Source organism: Hymenobacter terrenus, from assembly GCF_000972495.1.
In the GTDB taxonomy this organism is placed as follows: domain Bacteria; phylum Bacteroidota; class Bacteroidia; order Cytophagales; family Hymenobacteraceae; genus Hymenobacter; species Hymenobacter terrenus.
The window spans coordinates 1-9,760 of sequence record NZ_LATM01000060.1 but is presented as its reverse complement, the minus strand read 5'-3'; the positions used below and the strand labels follow the sequence as shown (position 1 = coordinate 9,760).

Sequence of the window (9,760 nt, the reverse complement as noted above, 5' to 3'; positions counted from 1 at the left end):
GGCGTTTTATCGTTGAGCAGCGAGACGAAGTGCCGTGCCGCCGTCGCCCCCCGGCTGAAGCCGAATACATCAATAGTAAGTTGCTCAACATAGCTGTTCTTTTGTGTCTTTAAGACCTTAGCTATACGTTCTGCCAGCCGGCCGACGCCAATTTGCACCTTACTGGTGACGCCGGTTTTGCCCACGCCGAACGCATTGCCTTTGATGTCATCCCCCAGGTTGTCCTGAGTACCGATGCCCTCGATGTAGAGCGAGATTTCTTTCTGATCCGTTCTGCGCTTGATGTTCATCCGCTCCAGGATGGAGACGTTGGAGTAGCCGGCCTGGTAGCTGTCTTTGGCCTGGCCCTTTTTATCCTGGCCGTAGCGGGCGTAGCTCTCGGCTGGGCTCAGGGGTACGCCCTCTTCCTCGTAAATAAGGTCGTCGGGGTTGGCGGCGTTGTGCTCGGCCATCCGGCGTTGGGCCGTGTTGTTGCGGTTGTTGCCCGTGCCGTCGAAGAAGATGGCCGCCGTCACGGGGATGCCGGTTTTATTCGTGTCGTCGGGCTTGCTGCCCACCACGACGCGGCCCATGCCTCCCGGCGGGAGGCGGAACAGTTGCGAGAAAATGTTAGCCATACGGTAAAGCGATATTGAATGGGCAGGAAATCAGGCGTCGTCGTCCGCATCGTCGTGAAGCAGCAGCGGGCACTGGGCCATGCTGCTCGTCCGTAGGCTCTCCGCCTGCGGTACAGCTGGCGGCCCCGGAATAGCCAGTTGCATGGTGCGCAGCACACTCACCGTGCCCCCAATGGCACACTTGATGGTGCTCTTCTCCAACAACGGGTGGCAGCCGGGGGCTACCAGGCTGGCCTGTTCAAAGTAGTCCTGCCACAGCAGCAGCACCGGCACGCAGGGCGTGTTATTTTTCACGGCGCAGGTACCAAAGGGCGGGAACACCTTGTCGAGGGTGGTGGCCATGAGCCGGCCTTGCAGCGTCACGGTCTGGTTGCTGGTGACGGTGAGTGGCATGGGCAGCAGGCCCTTGTCGCAGCGACACAGCGCGCCGCTGCACACGAATTCTTGTCCGGTTTGGCTCATAAGGCTTGCGTAATGTGAAGGAAGAATTCCTTGTGATAGTCGAGGCCGGCGCGACAACGTACCGACAGCTCCGCAGCTACGGGCCAGCCGCTGGTCGCGTCGAAGTCGTAGGTGGCATCATAGATGGCATGCACGGCAGTTGGAGCCGTGGCAGGCCGGTCAGCCTGCATACCGGCGGCAGCCCAGGCCGCGTCGATGCTCTGAGCCAGGGCGGCCCGGTCGGTGCCGGCTTCCACTAAGCTGCCATCGCAGTGCAGCGCCACGCGGCCGGGAGCGGGTGGGGCAGCTACTGTGAGGCGCTCGGTCAGCCACAGGTCAGTACCGGGAAAGTAATGGGCAAAACATTGTGGCTGCTCGTAGCGCACGCCGCTCTCGAATAGCTGCTCGTAGCAGTTGGCAAACAAGGTACCATATAGGTAGTGGTAGCGTAGCGAAGCTAGCAAGGGGCCGGGAGCTTGGAGTTTGGCATCGAGGCCCGCAATCAATAGTTGAGTAACGTCGTCGGTGCCGCCACCGGAGCGCTGCATCAGCTCGTGTCGAAGTGCTTCCCAAGTGGTAAGCACTTCGGCGTGGTTAAGTAGCGCTATGGGGCGACCGTCGGAGGTCAGGCGCAGTATCAGGCGCTGGTAGAGGCTAGCGAGCCGCTCCAATACCTGTTCAAGGGCTGAGCGGTCGGGCTTTACTGCGATAGGAGGAGTAGCCTCGCAGGTTACCACCCAATAGCCAAGGTGTTCCTGAGCGTGGACTGTGAGCGTCTGGGTGAGCACGTCACGGCGTGTCCGGTCGCCGAAGCGTTCTTCCCAGTAAGATGTCACGGCGTAAGCCAAGCCGTCCGGTGGCGTAGATTGGCGCCGTAGGTGTACGGGTAGGTAAGGTGCACCAGCGTTAGGGTGCGGGGTAGCACGGCGCGGCGCGAAACCGGCCAGCACGGGAGCAGGAGCAGGCATGGGCAGCAAGCCGGCTTATCCGGGTTGGTTAAGTTTGAGGTCTTGTCCGTTGATCTTGGCTATACCCGCAGCTCGGATTTCTACGTTGTCGGCGGCTTTAGCCACAAATTTTTTGCTGGCTGCCTCCAGAGTCAGGTCGTCACTGACAGCTGTGAGTAATAGTTCTTTTTGAGCGCGTATTGCCACATTTTCTTCAGTAGCATGTACCGATACGTTTTTCTGAGCGGCCAGTGAAATATCGCCGCCGGCCCGTAATTCGATGTTTTTAGCTGCCTCCAAGGTGATGTTCCCGCCAGCCGTCAGATTGATGGGGCCATTGGTTTTGATGTCAACGCTGCCGTCACCCTTAAAACTGACTAAGATAGACGTATCCTTATTGTTGGAGTTGGATAGCAAAATGGTCTGCGCGCCCTTTGTATCAACCATCACAAACTTATTGCCACCGGCCGTCTGCAGGCCCTTTAGCTGATTGTTGGGGGTAGTATACTTCGCACTCTGCGGATTCTGCGGATGGAACAGGTTGCCCAGCACTACGGGGAACTCGGCGAGCCCATGCTCATAGCCCACGAGCACCTGCGAGCCCACCTCCGGGGTGAAGAGCTGCCCCTTGCCGTCGCCACTGTAGGGCGTGCTCACCCGCACCCAGCCGGTTTCGGCGTCGGTAGGCTTGTCCACCGACCAGTAGTAGCGCACCCGGATGCGCCCGAGGTTTTGCGGATCGGCGACATCGAGCACTTCGGCCAGTTCTGAGACGCCCAGCGGGGGGTGCGCTTCGGGGTTGGGGGCGGGGTGTTCGGCCGCGTCGGGCAGGGCCACGAAGGTGTTCTGGTACTGGTCGGCCTGCACCGAGTGCGTGACTTCGGTCAGGCGGTAGGTGCCGTAGTCGTGGCGCGCTTTCTCCGTGCCGCCCTGCACCACCATCAGCTTGCCCACGCCAAAGCCCGGGTTCTCCCCATTGCCCTGAAATGTCACCATGCCGCTGACCTGGTTGGCCTTCCACTCCTTAATCGTGGTGTTGAGCTGGCCCTGGCTGCGCACGTGGCGGTTGGCGATGAAGCGCGCGGGCTGGGCAAAAAGCTGCTCCGACTGTTGCAGCGCCGCGGCGGCAAAGGGGTTGAGCTGATTCAACGATTGGCTGCCCGACGTCCCCTCGTAGGGCTGATGGGCCAGGTAGTCGTAGCGGTTCATGGTAAACTTGGCCGGCAGCAGCTCCATCGCCATCGAGAAGCCTTCGGTGCCGATGACCGTAAACGGCAGCGGCTGGCCATCCTCGGGTTTGCCCAGCCGGATAGCCTGGCCATCGTAGTAGAACCACTCACCGTAGGCATCGGCCAGGCGCCGTAGAAAGACATAGTTGCTCTCTCCGTACTGCACCGTGTACTTCACCGGGTCACGATGTTGGGGCTTGATGGCGGCGACCTTCACCAGGTTCTGGGGATAGGGTTTGAGTACTTCGTCAAAAATACTCTTCAGCCCTTTCTTCAAAAACGTGCGGCGTTGAGAGCCATCTTCCAGCAGGTAGGTGGGGCTGAAGCCGCTCAGCACGAAGCTGTGCGCAAAATCACCGGAGTTGGATAAGGCAATGTGTGTTATCACCCCCTTGAAGATGAGCGCGGGGTAGCTCGTCATCACCGTCGGGGTGAGCGTGATGGTGATGGGCTTGCCACAGTAGCGCTGATGGGCCTGGTGAAAAAAGCCATCGGTGCGCTCTTGCTCCAGCATTTCGTAGGGCACTGCCACCTGAAAGGAGTGATGCGAAAACAGCTCCTGCCGGATAGAAATGCTGTGGTAGTCGGCCAAGGCGGGGCCGCCGTCAATAGATATTTTTGCGGTAATTGCAATGGCCATTCCCTAAATATGCTAGAAGGTGGAAAAGAATGTAAATATACACGCCTTTCTAACCACGGCAGTGTAATTGGGTAGCCTCGGCACTAAAAAAGTTCAAAAACATCCGCTATACGCCCAAACTCTCCTGTTTTTGTTAACGACCGGCAACGCCTCGCCCAAGCTGATAACCTTCGCACGGCACCGCTCCCGCCAATCGTGGGCGATAAAGCAAGGCTCAACCAACTCGCTCGTGCCCGCAAAGCTCCCACCCCCCGGCCCGTCACGCCCAAGCCATTGGTCGTAGCGGAAAATACCTGGGTCATCCGGGGTAAAGACGGCACGTACCTGGGTTTTGCCTTCGGCGACGGGCGGCAGGTGCGCCAACTTAACCTCTACGACCACCTGCCTGCCGACCGGGTACCACATCTAGGTAATTATATAATTAACCTGACTGGTATTCTGCCGGATGCCATTGGTATTGACATCGGTGCTGCCATCGGTGCTGATCTTAGGAGCCCTATGGGAAGTAGTGGTTTATCAGCAATGGGAGGTATCAATATTATTGTTCACACACGTGGTCAAGACGCTTGGTCCCGCTATCCAGAGGTTCACTTGTACTATGGTCATAGCGCCTCGTTTACCATGGGTACTGTTTTGACATCTTTTTCGTCAATACTGGCTCCTAACGCTTCTGCCGCAATTCAGGTAATTTTAGCCTGGGCCACGACTTATGATAAGTTTGGAAGAAGTAAACCTGCTCCTAGCTCCTGGATAGCGAATGGATTTAACTGGACTGGTACGTTTTGGAGTACGGGGCTCTCTATTCCAGTATACGGGAAGTATGTGACCCTTGTAGGTTCTTACTTTCAGTCAGTAGAGCTTTTTAATGACCAAAAACTGGTTAATACTACCGTATGGAGTGGCATCAGTGTCGGCGTAGGTGTGTCAGGAAAATTTAAAATCAATACACCGTTCTTTAAGCTTGACCTTGGCGATGCTACCAAGCTTATTAGCCAGCTTAAAAACATTGGCATCAATCAAGCAACAACCGAGTATGGAATGGTTTATGGAAATGGCGGAGACTTTATTCCAGCTGAAAAAAGCCCTCAAAAAAAGAAAATAAACATTGATGGTGGCCATTGGCCAGGAATTAATCAGAACAATTATCCATGAGTTTATAGGGCTTTATGAAAACAGCCCAGTCCTACTTATTGTTTTAACCTTGAATACATGAAATTGAATATATTTCCACCCAGTCTGTAAATATTTGATAATTAAAACCTTATTCAAAAAATAAAAAATAAGTAAGGTCAAGATTTTGGTCGTTGTTCCCCATAGTTAAAAGCTGTTATGTCTCCAATTATAAGAGCGCTGTTGATAATGGCGGTGTTTCTCGCAATTGCCCCCTTTATACTCAACGGCATTAACCGTCTTTTTTACCCATCTCGAATCCTGATTACTTATACTACTTCGGTTGCAGGCCGCGTCACGGGGAGCTATGTAAATCGTCAGCACCACTTGTTCTATCTTGATGGTAATACTGGTTCCTACTACGACTTCAACGCTTTCGTGCCCGCAACTGCCGCTCCGCAATCCGATACGTTGTCTCAGGACCAAGTAAATGCCTTGGTTCTGGGAGCTTATTTACAAATCGGAGACCGCGTTACCAAGCCTGCGAATTCTACTAGCTTGTCCATACAACGCGGTGACAGTATAACGCAGTGGAAGTGTCCGCGGGAGTTAATATAAATAATGAGTTGCGCGCAAGCACGGCTTCATTATTCTCGTCATTAAATACCTCAAAGATGCTAATATTATCAGGCGAGTATGACCTGAACCCAAGGCTATGGAATTTTGTGCCGGATGCTTTGGCAGCGGTGCAGCTGATCCATAGGTCAAGGCCTACGATGAACGCGGCGTGGAACGGCCCGCTGACAGCTCGTGGATAGCGAATGGTTATAACTGGACAGGTACCTTCTAGAGCGTTGGACTCTCAGTTCTAATTCCTCCCGGGTTCAACTTGGTGGGCTCTTACTTTCAATCTGTAAAATTTGGCGGGGCACCAAAGAACACCACCGTATGGAAAGGGGTAAGTTTTGGAATTGGAGTATCTGGCAAGTTCACGGTGAAGACCCCATTTATCAAACTTGACGTACAGCAACTGTTTGAAATCAAGGATATGGTTATCAGCCAGTCTCAAACTAAGTACGGATTGGTTTTTGGTAATGATTTCATCCCACCCGCAAAAAACCGCAAGCAGCGGAATATTGTGGCTGTTTTTGCCGTATTTTACTTGGTTGCCCCATATTTATTAAAGCTAAGGTTTTGGCTTTTCAGCAAACCCCGCATCGAGGTTTCGTATGCTACAGAAGTGTCAGGACAGATTACTGGCAGCGAAATGAATCGCCAGTATTACCTCTATTATTTAGACGGTAATACGGAAACATCTTACGACTTCAATGCCTTCGTGCCAGATTCTGCTTCGACTCATACTGGCAATCTAACACAAGAGGAAGTGAACAGATTGATTCTGGGAACTCAATTGCAAAAAGGTGATTACATTAGCAAAGCAGCGAAATCGGTGGCTTTATCGGTGCGCCGTGGTAATAACACAACTCAGTGGCATTGCTCGCCAGTAGAAGCACTAAGTCAATAATGGCAGCCGGCTAAGTCAAGTGAAGCACCAACTGTTACGGATTTTAATAGTGATTTTGCTCATCAATTCAGTCGGTTTCTTTGCGGCAACTAGAACGCTGCTTTTTCTAGACCATGGATATTGAATAAGTAGCTGGCAGGTTGTCATTTCAGGGTTGGGAACTAAGTCTATAAAGGCGAGATGACGGATTGCCGACCATGCAATTCGAGAACAGGCGCTACCTCATCAAATACGACAGCCTTAACCCCAAATGGAACACAGTGTACTTCGCGGCACCGGAGACAGCGTGAAAAAAGCGCCAGCTAGGGGGTGGATGTTGTCACTTTTTCGGTCTTGATCGATGTACTAAAGCGTTAACGCTTAGTTGACGTGAGCACAGTCATTTTGCCGTTGCCGTGACCAATAATCTGCTCATCAGCTGGGAAATGCCGCCCATGCCCAAGCTACTGCAGGAACATTGACGGTAGTACGACTTGTCCGGCATTAATCAAAATAATCATTTAGCATCAAAACCGCAGGTCATCTGGTTGCATGCACTACCCTCATGCTCACTGAATATACGGTCAAAATTATTCTTTTCCTTGTGGTGGTTTGCTGCGCGGCTCCCTACTTATTACGTGAGATTTTCTGGGTACTGTACCCGCCTGTGAGGATATCTTGCGAAAGAGCTATAGTGGGCCGCATTACAGACGTCGACATGAACCGATATTATTACTTGCACCACCTCGACGGCAATACCAGACGATATTACGATTTCAACGAATTTGTGCCCGCTACGAGCACAGTGAACCGAGACAGCCTTACGCAATATGAGGAAAATACTTTGGTGTTAGGGGCACATTTGCGTGTGGGCGACTATGTAACCAAAGCAGCAAGGTCGATTCATTTGGTGGTTCGTCGAGGTAGCGATGAAACTTGATGGGTGTGCCCACCAAAAGCAAGTGAAGAGTAGCCAAAACTACCTCCGACACCGGACGACTATTAAGTGTTACCTTCAGCAACTGGCAGTAGGTCAACTGGATTGTTCTCTGCAATGACCTGCCCGCCGACCCAGTGCAGCATTGAAGTAATGATACATTGAGTCTGAGGGCCTCCTGACCGATGCCAACGCCGCATCCGGCTTGGGAGGTATGAATGTCCTGTGGCACACCCACGGCAAAAACCTTGTACCTGGTTAATTAATCCTATTAATTAAATAAGTAAACGTACATAGATTTAAGGATTTACTTTTTTCCTCTGTCCATATCTGTCAAAGACATTCTCAAACTTGCCGCTATCATTCATGATTATTGTCTCAAGAATGGTCATTGAGTATCATAAATCAAGTCCTAGCCGAGGTAAGAGACGCTTGGGAAGAATTAGGTTCAGAAGTAGTAGGGTCAAGTAGCCAACGGCAAGGGCTCGAAGATGGGTGGTAGACTGTCGTATCCCGGCCCGAACATGGTCTTGACAGCCGCACTGTCACTGCAATTTTTTACGAACTGATATAAATCGTTGGCCCCATAGCGAATACCTCCCATACGGCTAGTAATTATATAGATAGGCAACTCTCCTTCTGGGTTGCGGTGGGCCACGTCCCAGGCTAGGTATTCGCCGTTTTCGCTCCTTGCAAAAGGCATTAATGACTGTTCAATTCCTTTATATCCATCAGGTTCTAATAGAAACGGGTCATGCTCCATTTCATCATAGAACTCATCCATGTACCGCTTGATTTCACGACCCTGAATAAGCCAGGAATCAGGGTGTTGCCCAAGAGGCACGTATATAAGCAACAAGCCACACAGTCTTCCCCAGCCCAGTTGCGTGGCAAAATCAACGTAAGAGGGTGGAAACCCGACGCCATCGGCCAGCCTGTGCGTTCGTAAATAGTAGCCATCGGCAGCCACGACTACTGATTGTTTCCGAAGATGTTCAAAGGTGCGCACGAGATAAAGTTTATGGTTAGCATCTTAAACCACCGAAGACCGTATTTTGCTGCAGGTCACTTTGTGATTGTTCGGTCGATAAGCATATTGCCATTATGATCTAAGGCATACATCGTGACTCTATTGGGTACTAGATTATTGCCAACATAATACGGCTTAACTTCCAGAAGCACGCTACATAAGAGGGTTTACCTTGAGGTACCACCGTTTCAATCAATACAACTAGGTTATGAGCACCGCCGCAGCCACCGGCCCGATTTCTAGCTGTGGCCATTCGTGTAACATCTTGTCGCTATACCACACCCAGTGCGTGACCCGACCACGGAAACGTTTACTTATTGCATACTCAGTTCGTCTGTCAATTAAATGATAATCAAATGAGTATTATTAGAGTAAGATGATATCATCTGATAAATCTGGTTTCAAAATTTGCGGAGCATAGTATTTCCAGGTAGCTATCGTATCAGGTAAGTAAGAAATGAGAGAGCTTTAATCGTTTCATTGGGTCATAGGTGAGAATGTTCCACGAAGAATTCAGGATGTGGTAAAAGCCAAATCGACCACTCGTTTCCTCTTTTATTTCAAATTGACCGTACATGTGCTCCCAAAAGTTGAGCATGTGAAACTCAAACTTAGCTACAAGCTCGAAAGTAATCTCAACTTTGCTCAGGGCATCTAGTGGAGCATCTTCCTGCGTCGCTTCTACTAAGCGTTGTGCTTCAATAAACACAGGTAGAGAAGTCCTTTCGCGGACACTGAAGAACATATCCGTTGTACACACAGCAAAATCTATTTTCACAGGCTGTAATTAATATTTCATGCTAATTATAGAGGATTACTATTGACAAAATCATTTATCAATCTCACTTTCAGAGGCGCCTTTGTTATCTGCTTCCTTTAAACAAGACAGGTACTGTTGAGGTGGTCTAAAATTGACGGACAGAAGCAGGACGTATCTTTCTTCTGTGATGACAGCAAAAAAGAGCGGAGCGTGGCCCGATAAACGGCGCAAGTACGATGACGTGTTCAAAGCCGAGGCCCTGTGCGCTTGGCCAGCGAGAGCCGCAGCACGCAGGCGGCCGCGCGGCAACTGGGCATCAGCCCCAAGCTGCTTTACCGCTGGCAGCAGGCGCAGCTTGTGGCCGAAGTGGGCAGCGAAGAAGTAGCCAGTGACCCAGAGGTTCGCGCCCTACGCGCCCGTCTCAAACGGGCCGAGCAGGAGCTCGATATTTTAAAAAAGCCTTGGCCTGCCCCAGCTTGATAACCTGCAGGTCGATGCCGTGCTCGGCGGCCGCTTGCGCCGGCGCATCGCCCGTATAGCCCTGG

At 51.7% G+C, this 9,760-nt stretch carries 9 protein-coding genes; 3 read left to right on the top strand and 6 right to left on the bottom strand.

Annotation, left to right across the window (positions count from 1 at the left end):
* The 4 genes from WX88_RS25985 to WX88_RS25970 all read right to left on the bottom strand — a co-directional run.
* Positions 1-617, bottom strand: a 617-nt coding sequence (locus WX88_RS25985; protein WP_046247349.1) for a phospholipase effector Tle1 domain-containing protein, incomplete at its 3' end; no start/stop codon positions are given.
* Between the two features lie 30 nt (positions 618-647).
* Positions 648-1,079, bottom strand: a complete 432-nt coding sequence (locus tag WX88_RS28395; protein ID WP_052733127.1) for a DUF4280 domain-containing protein — start codon at positions 1,077-1,079, stop codon at positions 648-650.
* Positions 1,076-2,026, bottom strand: coding sequence for a hypothetical protein (locus WX88_RS25975; RefSeq protein ID WP_156176460.1), 951 nt, complete (start codon positions 2,024-2,026; stop codon positions 1,076-1,078). The genes WX88_RS28395 and WX88_RS25975 overlap by 4 nt, the downstream gene beginning before the upstream one ends.
* Before the next feature lie 15 nt (positions 2,027-2,041).
* Positions 2,042-3,874 (bottom strand): type VI secretion system Vgr family protein, encoded by a 1,833-nt coding sequence (locus WX88_RS25970; protein ID WP_052733126.1) that lies wholly within the window; start codon positions 3,872-3,874, stop codon positions 2,042-2,044.
* Positions 3,875-4,069: 195 nt separating this feature from the next.
* Here WX88_RS25970 and WX88_RS30600 point away from each other — a divergent pair, with 195 nt between their 5' ends.
* The gene (locus tag WX88_RS30600; RefSeq protein ID WP_156176459.1) at positions 4,070-5,026 is read left to right on the top strand and encodes a hypothetical protein; all 957 of its coding nucleotides are present in this window, start codon (positions 4,070-4,072) and stop codon (positions 5,024-5,026) included.
* Between the two features lie 850 nt (positions 5,027-5,876).
* The gene (locus WX88_RS25950) at positions 5,877-6,509 is read left to right on the top strand and encodes a hypothetical protein (RefSeq protein WP_156176458.1); all 633 of its coding nucleotides are present in this window, start codon (positions 5,877-5,879) and stop codon (positions 6,507-6,509) included.
* 1,379 nt (positions 6,510-7,888) lie between these two features.
* Here WX88_RS25950 and WX88_RS25945 read toward each other — a convergent pair.
* Positions 7,889-8,434 carry an SMI1/KNR4 family protein gene (locus WX88_RS25945; RefSeq protein WP_072053123.1) on the bottom strand — a complete coding sequence of 182 codons (546 nt, stop codon included), beginning with the start codon at positions 8,432-8,434 and terminating at the stop codon, positions 7,889-7,891.
* 463 nt (positions 8,435-8,897) lie between these two features.
* Positions 8,898-9,233 (bottom strand): hypothetical protein, encoded by a 336-nt coding sequence (locus WX88_RS25940; RefSeq protein ID WP_156176457.1) that lies wholly within the window; start codon positions 9,231-9,233, stop codon positions 8,898-8,900.
* Positions 9,234-9,476: 243 nt separating this feature from the next.
* On the opposite strand from WX88_RS25940, the gene WX88_RS32270 reads away from it, so the two are divergent.
* A complete protein-coding gene (locus tag WX88_RS32270; protein ID WP_072053122.1) occupies positions 9,477-9,695 on the top strand; it encodes a transposase in 219 nt (72 codons plus the stop codon).
* Positions 9,696-9,760 lie beyond the last annotated feature (65 nt).

Coding starts and splice junctions, on each gene's coding strand:
- WX88_RS28395 (WP_052733127.1), bottom strand. CDS start 1,079: ATGAGCCAAACCGGACAAGAATTCGTGTGCAGCGGCGCGCTGTGTCGC.
- WX88_RS25975 (WP_156176460.1), bottom strand. CDS start 2,026: ATGCCTGCTCCTGCTCCCGTGCTGGCCGGTTTCGCGCCGCGCCGTGCT.
- WX88_RS25970 (WP_052733126.1), bottom strand. CDS start 3,874: ATGGCCATTGCAATTACCGCAAAAATATCTATTGACGGCGGCCCCGCC.